At 67.3% G+C, this 14970-nt stretch carries 16 protein-coding genes; 11 read left to right on the top strand and 5 right to left on the bottom strand.

The genetic code is table 11. The features are described 5' to 3' along the window. Nucleotides 1-30: 30 nt before the first annotated feature. Complete coding sequence (locus BLS85_RS02515; RefSeq protein WP_176793283.1) at nucleotides 31-1530, bottom strand: tetratricopeptide repeat protein; 1500 nt, start codon at nucleotides 1528-1530, stop codon at nucleotides 31-33. Nucleotides 1531-1724: 194 nt separating this feature from the next. Here BLS85_RS02515 and chrA point away from each other — a divergent pair, with 194 nt between their 5' ends. The 3 genes from chrA to BLS85_RS02500 all read left to right on the top strand — a co-directional run bounded on the left by chrA (nucleotide 1725) and on the right by BLS85_RS02500 (nucleotide 3684). After that, nucleotides 1725-2942 carry a chromate efflux transporter gene (gene chrA, locus BLS85_RS02510; RefSeq protein WP_092781550.1) on the top strand — a complete coding sequence of 406 codons (1218 nt, stop codon included), beginning with the start codon at nucleotides 1725-1727 and terminating at the stop codon, nucleotides 2940-2942. Between the two features lie 80 nt (nucleotides 2943-3022). Further along, on the top strand, nucleotides 3023-3382 hold the full coding sequence (locus BLS85_RS02505) for a type II toxin-antitoxin system RelE/ParE family toxin (protein ID WP_218128249.1): 360 nt from the start codon (nucleotides 3023-3025) through the stop codon (nucleotides 3380-3382). After that, nucleotides 3361-3684, top strand: a complete 324-nt coding sequence (locus BLS85_RS02500) for a helix-turn-helix domain-containing protein (protein ID WP_092781544.1) — start codon at nucleotides 3361-3363, stop codon at nucleotides 3682-3684. Before BLS85_RS02505 ends, BLS85_RS02500 begins: the two co-directional genes overlap by 22 nt. Nucleotides 3685-3694: 10 nt before the next feature. Here BLS85_RS02500 and msrB read toward each other — a convergent pair whose 3' ends face one another. Then, entirely contained in the window at nucleotides 3695-4153 is a 459-nt protein-coding gene (msrB, locus tag BLS85_RS02495; RefSeq protein WP_092781541.1) for a peptide-methionine (R)-S-oxide reductase MsrB, read from the bottom strand. Nucleotides 4154-4228: 75 nt separating this feature from the next. Further along, nucleotides 4229-4576 (bottom strand): helix-turn-helix domain-containing transcriptional regulator, encoded by a 348-nt coding sequence (locus BLS85_RS02490; RefSeq protein WP_092781538.1) that lies wholly within the window; start codon nucleotides 4574-4576, stop codon nucleotides 4229-4231. A gap of 158 nt (nucleotides 4577-4734) precedes the next feature. Here BLS85_RS02490 and hpnC point away from each other — a divergent pair, with 158 nt between their 5' ends. From hpnC to BLS85_RS02455, 7 genes are all read left to right on the top strand, one after another. Next, nucleotides 4735-5601, top strand: coding sequence for a squalene synthase HpnC (gene hpnC, locus BLS85_RS02485; protein WP_092781535.1), 867 nt, complete (start codon nucleotides 4735-4737; stop codon nucleotides 5599-5601). Between the two features lie 60 nt (nucleotides 5602-5661). Next, nucleotides 5662-6837 (top strand): glycosyltransferase, encoded by a 1176-nt coding sequence (locus BLS85_RS19380; protein ID WP_092781532.1) that lies wholly within the window; start codon nucleotides 5662-5664, stop codon nucleotides 6835-6837. Beyond that, nucleotides 6834-7703 carry a presqualene diphosphate synthase HpnD gene (hpnD, locus tag BLS85_RS19375; protein ID WP_092781530.1) on the top strand — a complete coding sequence of 290 codons (870 nt, stop codon included), beginning with the start codon at nucleotides 6834-6836 and terminating at the stop codon, nucleotides 7701-7703. The genes BLS85_RS19380 and hpnD overlap by 4 nt, the downstream gene beginning before the upstream one ends. Next, on the top strand, nucleotides 7703-8977 hold the full coding sequence (hpnE, locus tag BLS85_RS02470; RefSeq protein ID WP_092781527.1) for a hydroxysqualene dehydroxylase HpnE: 1275 nt from the start codon (nucleotides 7703-7705) through the stop codon (nucleotides 8975-8977). The genes hpnD and hpnE overlap by 1 nt, the downstream gene beginning before the upstream one ends. Nucleotides 8978-9316: 339 nt before the next feature. After that, the gene (shc, locus tag BLS85_RS02465) at nucleotides 9317-11404 is read left to right on the top strand and encodes a squalene--hopene cyclase (RefSeq protein ID WP_092781524.1); all 2088 of its coding nucleotides are present in this window, start codon (nucleotides 9317-9319) and stop codon (nucleotides 11402-11404) included. A 7-nt stretch (nucleotides 11405-11411) separates the two neighbouring features. After that, a complete protein-coding gene (locus BLS85_RS02460; RefSeq protein WP_092781521.1) occupies nucleotides 11412-12113 on the top strand; it encodes a phosphorylase family protein in 702 nt (233 codons plus the stop codon). After that, nucleotides 12110-12907 (top strand): RNA methyltransferase, encoded by a 798-nt coding sequence (locus tag BLS85_RS02455; protein ID WP_092781518.1) that lies wholly within the window; start codon nucleotides 12110-12112, stop codon nucleotides 12905-12907. Before BLS85_RS02460 ends, BLS85_RS02455 begins: the two co-directional genes overlap by 4 nt. A gap of 7 nt (nucleotides 12908-12914) precedes the next feature. Here BLS85_RS02455 and lipB read toward each other — a convergent pair whose 3' ends face one another. After that, entirely contained in the window at nucleotides 12915-13586 is a 672-nt protein-coding gene (lipB, locus tag BLS85_RS02450; RefSeq protein ID WP_092781515.1) for a lipoyl(octanoyl) transferase LipB, read from the bottom strand. On the opposite strand from lipB, the gene BLS85_RS02445 reads away from it, so the two are divergent. Then, nucleotides 13585-14163, top strand: coding sequence for a DUF924 family protein (locus BLS85_RS02445; protein WP_092781512.1), 579 nt, complete (start codon nucleotides 13585-13587; stop codon nucleotides 14161-14163). The genes lipB and BLS85_RS02445 overlap by 2 nt on opposite strands. Before the next feature lie 14 nt (nucleotides 14164-14177). Here BLS85_RS02445 and BLS85_RS02440 read toward each other — a convergent pair whose 3' ends face one another. Beyond that, complete coding sequence (locus BLS85_RS02440; protein WP_092781509.1) at nucleotides 14178-14966, bottom strand: PleD family two-component system response regulator; 789 nt, start codon at nucleotides 14964-14966, stop codon at nucleotides 14178-14180. Nucleotides 14967-14970 lie beyond the last annotated feature (4 nt).

The raw sequence follows: 14970 nt of genomic DNA, 5'->3' as shown, positions 1-14970 counted from the left end.
TCTGGCGGCGGCTGTCCTTTGGATAGGCGTCTAGTTGGACGAATCGGAGCCGAAAAAACTGTCCAGTGCTTTCCTGAGAATGTACTCGCCAGTCCGTTCAGCGACCCAGCCGGCAATTCCTCCGATCAGCTCCTCACGGTTCATCTTCTCAAGGGCCTCCTCGGCATCGTCATGTCCGTTTGCCGCGGCCGCCTCCAGCCAGTGGCGGGCTGTGTCCTTGTCTTCGCGAACGCCTTCGCCGGAAAGGTAGTGTGCAGCAAGCATGAACTGAGCGTCGGCTCGGTCGTTTTCCGCAGCCTGACGGTACCACTTGACCGCCTCGGCGTTGTCTTCCCTCACGCCGTCTCCCCGGTCATACATCAGGGCGAGGGTATACTGTGAATCGGCGAATCCTTGTTCCGCTGCGCTACGGAAATAGTCCAGGGCTTGAGAGCTATCTTCCTCCACACCACTGCCCCGTTTGAATTTGAGCCCGGTAATGTGTTGGGCTCGGGGATCGCCGAGATCGGCGGCGCGTCGGTACCACAAGAACGCCTTGGCGTCGTCTTGCTCGATACCATTGCCCCATTCGTACATCGTCGCAGCCTTAAGCTGTGAACGAATATGATCCTGTTCGGCGGCGCGGAGGTACCAAGCGTGGGCTTCGGCGCGGTCCTTGGCAACGCCATCACCGTCGTAATACATGGTTGCCAAATTGAACTGCGCCCCGGGAACACCATGTTCCGCCGCTTTTTGATACCAGACAAGAGCCTGTTCAGCGTCTTTCTCGACGCCATCACCAACATAGTATGCATACCCTAGAACGAATTGCGCCTCTGCATAGTCAAGATCGGCAGCGCGTCTGTAATACTCGACGGCCTTGGCGGTGTCCTTCTCGAAGCCGCGCCCTTGCTCGTACATCCAGCCGATATTATACAAGGAATAGGCGCTTTCCTGATTTGCCGCTTTCTGATGCCAATCAGCCGCCACGGCGTCGTCCTGCGATACGCCGATTCCGTTGAGGTACATATACCCGAGATTGGATTGGGCCGGGTGATACCCGGCTTCGGCGGGGGGCTTCAGCAACTCGAAAGCCCTGTCGGCATCGACTTGGACACCATCGCCCGCCAGGTACATATACCCCAGCGATCCTTGAGCGATGATGCTGCCTTTGGCGATCGCTTCTTCGAAGAGCTCTCGAGCCTCGGACCCATCGCCTTTCTTCAACACAATGCGGCCCAAGGCCGCACGAACCAGATGGTCGTCAGACCAGTGTTCGAGCGCGTCGCGGCACTTGGGCTCAGCGAACTCGGGATCCAGGTCAGCGAAGGGGATGCCGGTCAGACCGTCCTCGCCCGACCACCGGGGCTGAGCAGCCTCCTGACCGAGGCCCGCGTCCAGACAGGCGTGACGCAACGCTTTGGAGTTGAGAGACCCGCTGATGAGCACGGCGCCGACGACGAGGACGGCGGCCCCGGCACCGCCCAGCAGCCAGTAACGTCGGGTCATGATCGACACCCCCCCATTTCCGATCCAGAGGTAGAAACCCATAAAGATATCTCTTGTGGCTGTATAGGAGGATTCGACAAGCACACCGTCGGAGTCGGCCGGGGCACGAGCCATGGTTCGGTGACGGTTTCGTTGAAAGTTCCGCGCCCCACTTGTCCGCGCCCCGCGTGCGCGAGATCGTCAACGTGGACCGACCCCAAGTGTCGTCAAAAAGCGCCGCCAAAACGAGAGGGTTCATGACAAACCCATCCACCGCTCCGACCGCCTCCGCCTGGACCGTGTTCCTGGTCTTTCTGCGCCTGGGTTTGACCAGTTTCGGTGGGCCGGTGGCCCACCTGGGCTATTTCCGCGCTGAACTGGTGGAGCGCCGCAAGTGGCTGTCGGACGCCGCCTATGCCGATCTGGTGGCGCTGTGCCAGTTCCTGCCCGGCCCAGCGAGCAGTCAGGTCGGGCTTGGCCTGGGGCTGCACCGCGCCGGCCCGCTGGGCGCGTTGGCCGCCTGGACGGGCTTCACGCTGCCGTCGGCGCTGGCGCTGGCGCTGGCGGCGCTGGGCGTGGCGGCGCTGGACCCGGGCGGGGACAGCGGCTGGCTGCGCGGGCTGAAGATCGTGGCCGCCGCCGTGGTCGCCCAGGCGGTGTGGGGCATGGCGAAGACGCTGGCGCCCGACCGGCCGCGCGCCACCCTGGCCCTGGCGGCGGCGGCGCTGGTGCTGGTGTGGCCGCTGACCGGGCTACCGCTGGTGCTGGGGCAACTGGCGCCCATTGGCATCGGAGCGCTGGTGGGCTGGGCGCTGTTCAAGAGCGAGGCCGTCGAGGCCGCCGACCATCTGCATGTCGGGTTCGGACGTCGGGTGGGCGTGGCCTGCCTGGGGCTGCTGGGCGCGCTGTTGGTGCTGCTGCCGGTGCTGGCCCAGGTCACGAACGCCGACTGGGCGCGGCTGGCCGACGGCATGGTGCGCGCGGGCTCGCTGGTGTTCGGCGGCGGGCATGTGGTGCTGCCGCTGTTGCAGGCCGAGGTGGTGCCGACGGGATTGGTGGACCGCGAGAGCTTCCTGGCCGGGTACGGTCTGGCCCAGGCGGTGCCGGGGCCGCTGTTCACGCTGTCGGCGTTCCTGGGCTCGGCCGCCGGCGCGACGGTGCTGACGAGCCTGGGGCTGGCCCTGCTGGCCACGGTGGCGATCTTCGTGCCGGCCGCGTTGCTGCTGTTCGGCGCGCTGCCGTTCTGGAGCGCGTTGCGGCAATCTCCGGCGGCGCGGGCCGCCCTGACCGGCATCAACGCGGCCGTGGTCGGGCTGCTGCTGGCGGCGTTCTACGACCCCGTCCTGACCAGTGCCGTCGCCGCGCCCGAGCATGTGGCCCTGGGGCTCGCGGCGTTTCTGGCCCTGCACATCTGGAAGGCCCCGCCCTGGGCCGTGGTGCTGGGCGGGGCGGCCGTGGCGGGGGTGGTGGTGTAGAGGATGGCTTCACAAGGCATGCCAGTCTTGACATACTACGACGGTCACCGGCCCGGGTTCAGACAAGGGTGCGGCTTGATATGAAGCCTTTGGCCTGGATCGGCTCGACGCGGGGAGCGTTGCTCACGTTTCCCGAAGATGTTGTCCGCGAGATCGGGTACGCCCTTTATCTCGCGCAAATCGGGGACAAACATCCGGCTGCCAAACCGCTCAAAGGTTTCGGTGGGTCTGGGGTCCTGGAGATTGTGGAGCGGTTCGACGGTGACACGTACCGCGCCGTATACACGGTTCGCTTCGCCGAGGTGGTCTACGTCCTCCATGCCTTCCAGAAGAAGGCCAGGCACGGCATCTCGACGTCGCAACAGGATATGGGCCTGATCCGAAACCGCTTGAAACAGGCTGAAACGGAGCACCAAGCATGGTTGAGACGGAGTCCGTAAGCTACACGAACGACACCGCCTTCCACGCGCTCGGGCTGGAGGACGCCGACGAAATGGTCGTCCGCGCGGATCTGATGCGCGCCATTGGGCAGATCATCGCCACCCGTGGCCTGACGCAGTCTCAGGCAGGGGCGTTGATGGGCCTGGATCAGCCGCGTGTGTCCGATCTTGTTCAGGGCCGGATCAGCCGGTTTTCCACAGACCGTCTGTTGCGCGCTCTCCGAGACCTCGGCCAGGACGTGAACATCCGCGTTACACCCGCCGCCGGCCAGGAAAAAGGCACCATCCGGGTGGCCTCGTGATCGCGTTCGGTCAGCCGTGTTCCGCCGGCGCAAACGACAGCGCCGTGCCGTTCATGCAATAGCGTTGCCCGGTCGGGGCCGGGCCGTCGTCGAACACATGCCCCAGGTGGCCGCCGCACCGGGCGCAGTGGACCTCCGTGCGAGGGGCGATCAACTTGTAGTCCGTGCTGGTGCCGACGGCGCCCTGAAGCGGCTGGAAGAAGCTGGGCCAGCCGGAGCCGCTGTCGTATTTCGTCGCCGTGTCGAACAGCGGCGCCCCGCAGCCGGCGCAATGGAACGTGCCGGGCCGCTTCTCGGCATTGAGGGGGTGGGAGAACGGCCGTTCCGTGCCGTGCTGGCGCAGGACGTGGAATTGCTCCCGGGTCAAGTCGGCCTTCCAAGCGGCCTCGCTCTTGCCGGCGGGAAAGTCCGCCGCCGCGTTGTCCTGTTCGCCGCCCTTCAGCACGCGGGAGAGAATGCCACCGACCATGATCGCCTCCGTTCCTGGCGTCTGCGGCGCCAGAACCGCGCCGCAGCCGAGATGTTGGTGTGGGAAGGAGGGCGGTCAAGGTGGAGGCGCCGCCGCCTCTTCAGTCGGCCCCGAGGGAACCGCGCGCAGGTCGAATCCGTCCCTGTTTTTCAGGTGCGCCACGATGGCGAGCAGGTTGTCGGCACGCGGGTTGCCCCCGGGGCTCAACATGCGCATCAGGCTTTTCGGGCTCTTGTGCAGATCCGCGCCAAGGCGCTCGAACCCGATGGTCGCGTTGACGTAGTCCCGCAGCAGAATCTTGCCCGTATCGACGTCACCGTCGAGGAATGAGCCGACCGCCTCTTCGAACAGCCCGAGCCGGAAGGCCGGATCGTGTTCCGCGCGAGCCTTGATCGTGTCCTTGAAGTCCCTGGTGAGGGGCATGGCATCATCCAGACCAGGAACCCATGATCAAACACGCGAGGAGAATACGGCCCGTTCGTCTGACATTCCATCGCCTTGTTTCGACTCCCTCGCCATCCCGTCTCCCCTCTGCTACATCCGCGTCCATCGTCGTCGCCGCGCCGAGGATGTCGCCGCCCATGACCGCCACCGCTCCGTCCCAGCCCACCGCCGCCGAAGCGCCGTCCGGCAAGCACGCCGGCACGGAGAACTTCCCGGTCGGCTCCATCCTGTTGTCGAAACGGGTTCGGCCGCATGTGGCGACGTTCTATGCCTTCGCCCGGGCCATCGACGACATCGGCGACGCGCCGCGTCTGTCGGCCGACGAGAAGATCGCCCGCCTGGACGGGTTCGAGGCCGCCGTTACCGGGCGTGACACCACCGATCCCGCCTACGCCAAGGGCCACGCCATGCGCGAGAGCCTGCAAGCCACAAACGTCCCGGCCCGGCATTGCGTGGACCTGATCGCCGCCTTCAAGCAGGACGCCATCAAGGGCCGTTACGCGGATTGGGACGATCTGGTGGCCTATTGCATCCTCTCGGCGGCACCGGTCGGGCGCTATCTGGTGGACCTGCACGGCGGATCGCGCAACGGCTACGGCCCGTCCGACGCGCTATGCATTGCCCTTCAAGTCATCAACCACCTTCAGGATTGTCAGGACGACTACCGCACGCTGGACCGCGTCTACCTGCCGCAGGACTGGATGGCGACCGACGGCGCGGCGGTCGAGGACCTGGACCGCGCCACCTGTACGCCCGGTCTGCGCCGCACCGTCGACCGCTGCCTGGAGGGCTGCCGCGCTCTGCTCACGGAGGCCCGCGCCCTGCCCGGCGGGGTGATCGACCGCCGCCTGGGCATGGAAAGCGCGGTCATCGTCGATGTGGCGGAAACCCTGGTGCGCAAGCTGGCGCGCGAGGACCCACTCAAAGCGCCGGTCAAGCTGACGAAGCCACAAGCCGCACTGTGTGCGTTGCGCGGGGTGGCGCGCGGCGTGCTGGGGCGCTAGAAAAGGGCGGGGCACTGGGGCTCGAACGAACAGACACTGCGACGGGAGGACTCCGGGGTCATGGGCATCGCCGAAACGTTGTCCCCGGCCGGGTGGGCGTCCCTGGCGGCCGTCCTTGTGTGGCTCGGCCTGTTGTTGGCGCGCGGCGGGTTCTGGCGCGCCGATCAGAAGCTCGATAACGCGGGTGTGACGCACGACGAGGCCAAGCCCGTGGTCGCCGTCATTCCGGCGCGTGACGAGGTCTTCACCATCGGCCGCACGGTCCATTCCTTGCTGCGGCAGGACTATCCGGGGCCGCTGTCCATCGTGGTGGTGGACGACAACAGCAGCGACGGCACCGCCGCCGCCGCCCGCGCCGCCGCCGAACGCGATGACGAGAAAGCCTGCCTGCATGTGATCCAGGGCCAGCCGCTGCCGGAGGGCTGGTCCGGCAAGCTGTGGGCGGTTTATCAGGGGCTCCAGCATGCGCGGACGGTGGCGCCGGACGCCCGCTATGTGCTGCTCACGGACGCGGAGATCGAGCACAACCCCGGCAATCTGAGCCGTCTGGTCGCCCGGGCGGTGCGCGAGAACCGGGTGCTTGTCTCACTGATGGTGCGGTTGCGGTGCGTGTCGGTGTGGGAAAAGATTCTGATCCCGGCGTTCGTGTTCTTTTTCCAGAAGCTCTACCCGTTTCCGCGCGTCAACGATCCCAAGTCCTCGGTCGCCGGCGCGGCGGGGGGCTGCATGCTGGCGCGTCTGGACGCCTTGGATGCTGCCGGCGGGATCGAGGCCATCCGTTCCGAGTTGATCGACGATTGCGCCCTGGCGCGGAATATGAAGGCGCAGGGCTCGATCTGGCTCGGGCTGGCGACGCGCACCCGCTCCCTGCGTCGTTACGAAGGGCGGGGGGAGATCTGGCGCATCGTCACCCGCACGGCCTTCACCCAACTCGGCAATTCGGCCTTCTATCTCCTGCTGATGATGCTGTTCATGGTTCTGGCCTACCTGTGGCCGCCGGTCGCCTTCGTCTGGGGGCTGGTTAACGGGGACTGGACCACGGCCGGACTGGGGCTGCTGGGCTGGCTGTTGATGGCCGTGGCCTACTGGCCGACGTTGAAGGTGTATCATATGCCACGTTGGCGCAGCCTGACGCTGCCGCTGGCGGCGTTGATGTACAGTGGAATGACGCTGGATTCGGCGCGTCGGCACTGGGTGGGGCAGGGACGGGCCTGGAAGGGACGGGTGTATCGATGACCGAACCGGCGGGGCTGGACGACGAGGCGCGGCGGACGGTCGCCCGCATCGTGTCGGCGGCTGGGACTTCTTTCGGCGGAGCCATGCGCATCCTGCCGGCCGAGCGGCGCCACGGCATGTTCGCCGTTTACGCGTTCTGTCGCGTGGTGGACGACATCGCCGATGAGCCGGCGCCGGAGGCCGACAAACGCGCGCGCCTGGACGACTGGCGTGACCGCGTGGCCGCCGTATGCGCGGGGCGACCGCGCGCCGATGAGCCGCTCGACCGCGCCTTGGCCTGGACGGTCGGTCGGTTCGGTTGTGCGGAGGCGGATTTCCAGGCCGTGCTCGACGGCATGGCCATGGACGCCCCGCCGTCCGTCCGCATTCCGGACCTGGAGACGCTGGCCTTGTACTGCGACCGCGTGGCTTGCGCCGTCGGCCGGTTGTCCAATCCGGTGTTCGGCATTCCGCCGGTCGACAGTCCGGCCCTGGCAGCGGCCGTGGGCAACGCCCTGCAACTGACGAATATTCTGCGCGACGTGGCCGAGGACGCGGGGCAAAATCGCGTTTATCTGCCCGCCGACCGGCTCGCCGCGCACGGGCTGGCGGCGGTGCCCGACCGAGCGGCGGACATGCTGGATCATCCGGCGGTGCCGGCCGTGCGCGCGGAACTGGCGACGCTGGCCAAGGCCCGCTTCGCCGAAGCGGACGCGCTGTTCATCCGCCTGCCGCGCGGGCCGGCGCGGCCGGCGCGGGTCATGAAGGAGGTCTATCACGCCCTGTTCCGCCGTCTCCAGGCGTGCGGCTGGGGTGCGGTCCACGCGCCGCCCGCCGTACCCAAGGCGGTCAAGATTGGGCTGGCGCTGCGGTACGGGTTCCTGTGATGGCGCCAGACGGACCGCGTGTTCATGTGATCGGCGCCGGGCTGGCCGGCCTGGCGTGCGCCGTGGCCCTGGCGCGCAAGGGTCGACCGGTGAGCGTGTACGAGGCCGCCGGCCATGCCGGCGGGCGGGCCCGGTCCTTCCGCGACGCCCGCCTTGAGCGGGTGATCGACAACGGCTCGCACTTGCTGCTGGCGGGTAACCGCTCGGTGTTCCGGTTCCTCGACCACATCGGCGCCCGCGATCAGCTGGTCGGGCCGCGCGAGACGCGGTTCCCCTTCCTGGACCTGTCGGACGGGCGGCGTTGGATGGTGCGGGCGGGCCACGGCCTGTGGCCGAGTTGGGTGTTCGATCCGGCCCGGCGTGTTCCCGATACGCGGGCGCGCGACTACCTCTCCGGGCTGCGGTTGGCGCGCGCGCGTCCGGACGCCACGGTGGCCGAGGTGCTGGGGGACACGGGTCCCCTCTATGACCGGTTCTGGCGGCCCCTGGCGGTGTCGGCGCTGAACACCGAGGCCGAGCTGGGGCAGGCGCGCCTGCTGTGGCCGGTTCTGCGGGAGACCTTCGGTCGCGGCGGGTGGGCGGCGCGGCCGCTCTGGGCGCGCGAGGGGCTGAGCGAGGCGTTCGTCCGGCCGGCCCTGAAGCGTTTGGCGCACTGGAACGCGGAGGTGCGGTTCGGCCGTCGACTGAAGGACCTTGAGGTGACCGACGGGCGCGTCTCCCGCCTGATCTTTCAAGACGACGCCGAGCAGGTGGCGGCGGAGGAGGCCGTGGTGTTGGCCGTCCCTCCCTGGACGGCGAGCCTGCTTCTGCCGGGCCTGAAGGCGCCGAACGAATTCCGTTCGATCATCAACGTGCACTTCCGTCTGCCGTCGGCGCCCCGTCGGATCGCGCAGCCGCTGGGCCTGCTGGGGGGGACGGGAGAGTGGCTGTTCGTGCGCGGGGATGTGGCTTCGGTAACCATCAGCGCGGCGGACTCCCTGCTGGACCTCCCGCCGGACAGCATGGCCGCGCCCGTCTGGCCGGAGGTGCGCCGGGCCCTGGGCTTGCCGGCGGATACGCCGGTTCCGCCGGTGCGCGTTATCAAGGAAAAGCGGGCCACGTTCGCCCAGACGCCGGATCAGGTGGGCCGACGTCCCGGCCCCCGTGGGCCGCTGCGCAACCTTTTTCTGGCGGGCGATTGGACGGATACCGGGCTGCCGGCGACCATCGAGGGGGCGGTGCGTTCCGGTCACACGGCGGCTAAATCTGTCGTTGCACTGCAACGCGGTTCTTGACGCGGGCGGGGCTGTCAGTCCAAAAAATCCTTTGAGTTCGAGTAACAATCACGCCCGAAGTGCTGTCGCGGTGTTGTTGAAAATTCCCTCGGGAGCGGGTCACCGGACAAGACCCGTATGCTTGTGGGGATATCGGAACGAGTGCATGGCCTTCTGTTGAAGGACTCTTTCAGACCTTACCATACGGGTCTTGTCTAAGGGGTTCGTCCGGTTTGGGTCGTGCGGGAACAGGTCTGGTGACAGGGGTTGGATCGGGGGGCATCCTCGCACCGCGTCGCTGTTCGGCTGTCGTTTCGCCATCGTGCCAGTGAAGGGCCAGTCAAGAGAATGCCGTCACAAATGAACCATTCCCTGCGGAACACGCCTTTCATTGACGAAACTCTGTCGTCTTCTCCCTTCCTGTCGCAGTCCGTCGCCGGCTCCGCGCACGGCGGAACTTCCCATTTGCGCGACGTGTCGGCTCCGTCGTCGGTGGCTGCGGACGACGCCGAGGGCGTCGATCTTGACGCCGTGATTGACGAGGCGGCGGGTTGGCTGCGCGACCGGCAGGACGGCGACGGTCATTGGATTTTCGAGTTGGAGGCCGACGCCACCATCCCGGCCGAGTTCATTCTGTTGAATCATTTCCTCGACGAGATCGACGACGATCTTGAGCGGAAGATCGCCGTTTATCTGCGTCGGCTCCAGGGACCGCACGGCGGCTGGCCGTTGTTCCACGACGGTGATTTCGACATGAGCGCGTCGGTCAAGGCCTATTACGCGCTCAAGCTGACCGGCGACGATCCGGACGCGCCGCACATGGTCCGCGCCCGCGAGGCCATCCTGGAACGGGGCGGTGCGGCGAAGTCCAACGTCTTCACCCGCTACACCCTGGCCATGTTCGGGCAGGTGCCCTGGCGGGCCTGTCCGGTGGCGCGGGTCGAGGCGGTGTTGCTGCCGCGTTGGTTCCCGTTCCACATGAACAAGGTCTCGTACTGGTCGCGCACCGTCATGGTGCCCCTGTTCGTGCTGTACTCGCGGCGCGCCCGCGCAGAGAACCCGCGTGGCATCGGTATTCCTGAACTCTTCGTCACGCCGCCGGAGAAGGAGCGCAAGTACCACAGCAACCCGACCGGGCACTGGATGGGCGAGGCGTTGCTGAAAATCGACGCGGTGGCGCGCCTGTTCGAGCCGTTGTTTCCGGCCGCCGTGGAACAGCGTGCGACGGAAAAGGCTCTGAGCTTCGTCGAGGAACGGCTGAATGGCGTGGATGGTCTGGGCGGCATCTATCCGGCCATCGCCAACTGCCTGATGGTCTATCACATCCTGGGGTATCCGAAGGATCATCCCAGTGTTGTCTTGGCCCGCAAGGCGGTGGACGGTCTGGTGGTCCACAAGGGCGACCATGCCTATGTTCAGCCGTGCCTGTCGCCGGTGTGGGATACCGGTTTGGCCTCGCTGGCCATGCAGGAGACCAGTGCTTTGGGCCTGGGCGCCGACCGCCGCACCACGGCGGAGCGCGACGCCGCCGTGTCCAATGCCTGTGCGTGGCTGCGCGACCGGCAGATCCTGGACACCGTGGGCGACTACAAGGAGTGGAAGCCCGATGTCCGGCCCGGCGGCTGGGCGTTCCAGTACAACAACGCCCATTTTCCCGATGTCGACGATACCGCCGTGGTCGGCATCCTGCTGGACCGCGCCCGGGACCCGGCGAACAAGGAAGCCATCAGCCGGGCCGCAGAATGGATCATCGGCCTGCAATCAAAGAACGGCGGCTGGGGGGCGTTCGACGCCGACAACGAATACTACGTGCTCAACCACATTCCGTTCGCTGATCATGGCGCCTTGCTGGACCCGCCCACGGTGGACGTGACGGCCCGGTGCGTCGGGTTCCTGGCCCAGGTGGGGTACGACCGCGACCACCCGGTGATCGCCCGAGCGCTCGATTACCTTCGCAAGGAACAGGAGCCGGACGGATCGTGGTTCGGCCGCTGGGGCACGAACTACATCTACGGCACATGGTCGGCGCTGGCCGCCTTCAATGCCGTAGGCGAGGACCCGCAGGCACCGCACATCCGCGCCGCCGTGGCGTGGCTGCATCGGCGTCAGCAGGCGGACGGCGGCTGGGGCGAGGGCTGCGAGAGCTACTGGCCGGACAAGCGCGACTTCGTCAAGGCGTCCACCCCGTCGCAGACGTCCTGGGCGCTGCTCGGCCTGATGGCCGCCGGTGAGGTGGAAAGCGACGCCGTTCGGCGCGGAATCGAATACCTGATGGCGGCCCCGCGCCAGGGCGGGCGCTGGAACGAAGAGCTTTACAACGCTGTCGGTTTCCCGCGCATCTTCTACCTGAAGTATCACGGCTATCCGGCGTTCTTCCCGCTGTGGGCGCTGTCGCGCTATCGCAACCTGACGCGCGGCAACTCCAAGCGCGTGCAGTGGGGGCTGTAAGCCCGCCGTGCCCGTTCCCGCCGCAGAGCAACCGATTGGTGTGGTCACCGGCCTGACCGGGGAACGCCGCGTGGTGGAGGGTGTGCCCGGTCTGCTGGCGCGCTGCGACGGCCCCGGAGCGGAGAAGGCGGAGGCCGCCGCTCGTGGCCTGCTGGAGGCCGGTGCGCGCGCCCTGGTCAGCGCGGGCATCTGCGGGGCGCTGGATCCCGCCCTACGGCCCGGCGACGTCATCCTTCCGACCCGCGTGGTCAACCGGCACGACGACGGAGAATCCTGGCTGGTGGATGCTGCCTGGCACGCCGCCGTCATGGCCGCCGCGCCGTCGGGCACGGCCTACAACACGGGCGCCCTTCTCGGATCGGATCGCGCCGTCGGGTCGCTCTCCGGCAAGCACCACCTCGCCGCCCGTACCGGCGCTGTCGCCGTGGATATGGAAAGCCACGCCGTCGCCCGCGTTGCCGCCGAGGCTAGGGTCCCGTTCCTCGTCGTGCGCGCCGTGGCTGATACTGCCGGCGATACGTTGCCGCCTTGGCTGGCCGGCGTGCTGAACCGCGACGGAAGCCCGAACGCCGCCGTGGCGGCGCGGCGCATCCTGCTCGGGCCATGGCGACTGCCGACCCTCATCCGGCTGGCGCGCCGTAACGCGGCGGCGGAGGCTTCGCTGGCCGAAGCCTGCCGGGCGGTCTGTCCGTCGGGGCCGGGGACATGATGCCGCCGGACACGCCGAGCATCGTTCTGGTACGTCCGCAACTGGCCGAGAACGTCGGCACGGCGGCGCGGGCGATGATGAACTGTGCCCTGACCGATCTCAGGATGGTGATGCCGCGCGAGGACTGGCTGGCGGACAAGGCGATTGCCGCCGCGTCTGGGGCCGAGGCCGTGTTGCGTCAGGCCCGGGCCTATGACTCGACCGAGGCGGCGTTGGCCGATTGCCACCGCGTTTACGCCACCACGGCGCGCCGCCGCGAGATGATCAAGCCCGTGATGACGCCCCGCCACGCAGCCGGGGTGATTCGGGACGCCGCCGGGCGGGGGGAACGCTGCGCGGTGCTCTTCGGTCCGGAGCGCACCGGGCTGGAGAACGATGACGTCGCGATGGCCGACGCGGTGGTCGAGGTGCCGCTGAACCCGGCGCACTCCTCGCTCAACCTTGCCCAGGCAGTGCTATTGGTGGGCTATGAGTGGTTCCAGGCCGGGATTGACCGCCCCCCGGTCGAGTTGAGCGCCAGTGGTGCCGAAAAGGCCGACCGGGCCATGCTGATGACGTTCTTCCGCCATCTGGAGGCGGAACTGGATGCCTGCGGCTTCCTCAGGAACGCCGACAAACGCCCCGGCATGGTTCGCAACCTGCGCAGTCTGTTCGGGCGCGCCGACCTGACGGTGCCGGAGGTGCGCACCCTGCACGGCGTGGTCAAGGAACTGCGCTGGGGACGCCGACCCGACCGGCCCAAGCGGGTCGAGGGTGGCGTGCCGACTCCCTGGGCGGGAGACAACGAGGAATAGACCCGGGTCACGGGGGCGGCGCCGGCCCGGGCGGCGGGAACACGGCGGGAAACGTCTCCTTCAGAGCGGTGTCCACCTGCTCGAGCGTTGCGGACAACCCCAGGTCGCGCAGGCTGGTCACCCCATGCTCGCGGATGCCGCAGGGAACGATTCCGGCGTAGTGGCTCAGGTCGGGGGCGACGTTCAGGGCGATGCCGTGAAAGGTCACCCAGCGGCGCACCCGCACGCCGATGGCGGCGATTTTGTCCTCGCGCCCGTCGTCGCGGACCACCCAGAGCCCGACGCGGCCGTCCCGCCGCTCGGCGGCGACGTCGAAGCGGGCCAGCGTTCGGATCAACCAGTCCTCAAGGCGATGAACGTGACACCGGACGTCCCGGTTCCGCCGCGCCAGATCGAGCAGAACGTAGGCGACCCGTTGGCCGGGGCCATGATAGGTGTATTGTCCGCCCCGTCCGGTCGGATAAACAGGGAAGCGATCCGGCATCACCAGATCCTCCGGACGGGCGCTGGTGCCGGCGGTGTAGAGCGGCGGATGCTCCAGCAGCCAGACCAGTTCCGGCGCCGTACCGGAACGGATGGCCGCAACGTGGGTCTCCATCGTGGACACGGCCTGGGGATAGGGGACGGGGGCGGCGGAGACCCGCCATTCCGGCAACTGAGAACAAGGGGGGCTGCACATGACTGTCTCTGTCGATCCCACCGCGCGGGCGGTGCTCGAATTCTGGTTCGGGGCGCCCGGAGATCCCCACCATAATCAGTTCCGGCCGGAGTGGTTTCAGAAATCGGACACCTTCGACGCCGGGATGCGCGACCGTTTCGCGTCGGATCACGACCGCGCGGCGTGGGGCGAATACGATGCCTGGGCTGCGTCTGCGCCGGGGGCCTTGGCGCTGATCCTGCTGCTCGATCAGGTTCCGCGCAACATTTTCCGGGGCACGCCCAGGGCTTTCGCCACCGACGCCAAGGCGCTGGAGGTGGCCAAGCAGGCGATCCGGGACGGGCACGACCACACTCTCGGACCGCTAGAGCGGCTGTTCCTGTACATGCCGTTCCAGCATTCGGAGGACCCAGTCGAACAGGACCGTTCGCTGGCGCTTTATGAACGGCTCGGCCTGGAGGATGCGCACAAATTCGCGCTCCGCCATCAGGAGATCATCGCCCGGTTCGGACGATTCCCGCATCGAAACACGATTCTGGGAAGGGCATCAACGCCGGAGGAGGATGCGTTCCTACTGGAACCGAACTCCTCATTCTAACCCATTGTCCTGCCTTAAAGAATACCGAACCGGGTCAAGGCCAGCGCGAGATCGTCGCCGAAGCGCGGACCCTTCTTCAGCAGCGCGGCCCGGGGCGGCAGATCCTTCAGCGCCGGATGGCCCCATTCGTAACTGCTCAGCAGGGCGAAGGGGATGTCGCGGGTGTGTGGCATCGCCGTGAACGCGCAGGCCAGATCCACGCCGGTGATCTCGCCGATCTCCTGACCGGCGACAATCAAGTCGGGTCGGGCTCGGAACGCCTGCTCGAAGGCCTCGAAAGGAATGCGTACGTTGGTGCTGCGCAGCCCACATGCGGCCAGTTCCCGTTCCACCAGATGGGCACCGGCCCGGTCCCGCAGCACGAGCAGAACCTCGACCGGACGCGGGACCACGACATCGAAATCGATATCGAATGTGCGCTTGATGGGGAGTTCGCGGACGACGCGGGCGGTGGCCTCCGCCCCTTCCATACGTCCCTCAAGCGCATCCTCAAAACGGTCGGCGAAGGCTTGGATGTCATCGACGTGAGCCGGAGTCACGTTCTCCAGCGGCCCAAGGTACTCGTCCATGCGCCGCAGCACCATTCGGGCGCTCGGCATGACGCCGGACGGCGCCTGGGCGTTCAGAGAGCGGACGACGGAGCGCAGTTTCGCAACGGCTTGATGTCCCGTCGTCGCCCCGGATCGGACGTTTTCCAGTTCCACCTGGATCTTGTTGAGCGCGTTCCGAGCGTCATCCAGGAATTCGGCCTCGATTTCGCGGTCGATATCGTCTGCGCTGGGCATGGTCTGGGCGGAGGCCATGGGA

The organism is Rhodospira trueperi (assembly GCF_900101965.1).
Taxonomy (GTDB): Bacteria; Pseudomonadota; Alphaproteobacteria; order Rhodospirillales; family Rhodospirillaceae; genus Rhodospira; species Rhodospira trueperi.
This window is presented reverse-complemented; position numbering and strand designations above follow the sequence as displayed.

Coding starts and splice junctions, on each gene's coding strand:
- BLS85_RS02515 (WP_176793283.1), bottom strand. CDS start 1,530: ATGGGTTTCTACCTCTGGATCGGAAATGGGGGGGTGTCGATCATGACC.
- chrA (WP_092781550.1), top strand. CDS start 1,725: ATGACAAACCCATCCACCGCTCCGACCGCCTCCGCCTGGACCGTGTTC.
- BLS85_RS02505 (WP_218128249.1), top strand. CDS start 3,023: ATGAAGCCTTTGGCCTGGATCGGCTCGACGCGGGGAGCGTTGCTCACG.
- BLS85_RS02500 (WP_092781544.1), top strand. CDS start 3,361: ATGGTTGAGACGGAGTCCGTAAGCTACACGAACGACACCGCCTTCCAC.
- msrB (WP_092781541.1), bottom strand. CDS start 4,153: ATGGTCGGTGGCATTCTCTCCCGCGTGCTGAAGGGCGGCGAACAGGAC.
- BLS85_RS02490 (WP_092781538.1), bottom strand. CDS start 4,576: ATGCCCCTCACCAGGGACTTCAAGGACACGATCAAGGCTCGCGCGGAA.
- hpnC (WP_092781535.1), top strand. CDS start 4,735: ATGACCGCCACCGCTCCGTCCCAGCCCACCGCCGCCGAAGCGCCGTCC.
- BLS85_RS19380 (WP_092781532.1), top strand. CDS start 5,662: ATGGGCATCGCCGAAACGTTGTCCCCGGCCGGGTGGGCGTCCCTGGCG.
- hpnD (WP_092781530.1), top strand. CDS start 6,834: ATGACCGAACCGGCGGGGCTGGACGACGAGGCGCGGCGGACGGTCGCC.
- hpnE (WP_092781527.1), top strand. CDS start 7,703: ATGGCGCCAGACGGACCGCGTGTTCATGTGATCGGCGCCGGGCTGGCC.
- shc (WP_092781524.1), top strand. CDS start 9,317: ATGAACCATTCCCTGCGGAACACGCCTTTCATTGACGAAACTCTGTCG.
- BLS85_RS02455 (WP_092781518.1), top strand. CDS start 12,110: ATGATGCCGCCGGACACGCCGAGCATCGTTCTGGTACGTCCGCAACTG.
- BLS85_RS02445 (WP_092781512.1), top strand. CDS start 13,585: ATGACTGTCTCTGTCGATCCCACCGCGCGGGCGGTGCTCGAATTCTGG.
- lipB (WP_092781515.1), bottom strand. CDS start 13,586: ATGTGCAGCCCCCCTTGTTCTCAGTTGCCGGAATGGCGGGTCTCCGCC.
- BLS85_RS02440 (WP_092781509.1), bottom strand. CDS start 14,966: ATGGCCTCCGCCCAGACCATGCCCAGCGCAGACGATATCGACCGCGAA.